The organism is Liquorilactobacillus vini DSM 20605, assembly GCF_000255495.1.
Lineage (GTDB): Bacteria > Bacillota > Bacilli > Lactobacillales > Lactobacillaceae > Liquorilactobacillus > Liquorilactobacillus vini.
In genome coordinates this window covers 1-291 of sequence record NZ_AHYZ01000119.1, presented here as the reverse complement: position 1 = coordinate 291, position 291 = coordinate 1, and the positions used below count along the sequence as shown (strand labels likewise).

The following is a 291-nucleotide window of genomic DNA, read 5'->3' as shown; positions in this document are numbered from 1 at the left end:
ATCAATCAGCATCGTGGCCTAAGCCACGGCAGATTTATATTAAATCAACTCGAGCAGCCGGTGAACTGATCTTTTCACATGAATTTATCGTCACTAATCTGACTAATTTAACGGCTGAAACAGCCTTCAAACTGTATCACAAACGCGGCCAAATGGAAAATTACATCAAAGAAGCTAAAGCAGGTTTCTTTTTCGATAAGACTGATAGTTCAACGTTTAATGCCAATGCTGCCCGGATGATGGTTAGTGTACTGGCTTACAATATTGTCAACTTTTTAAAGCAGCTAGCAC

Annotated in this window: 1 protein-coding gene; it reads left to right on the top strand. The window is 39.9% G+C overall.

The features are described from left to right. On the top strand, positions 1-291 hold a 291-nt coding region (locus ON15_RS07050), incomplete at both ends, for an IS1380 family transposase (protein WP_010580789.1).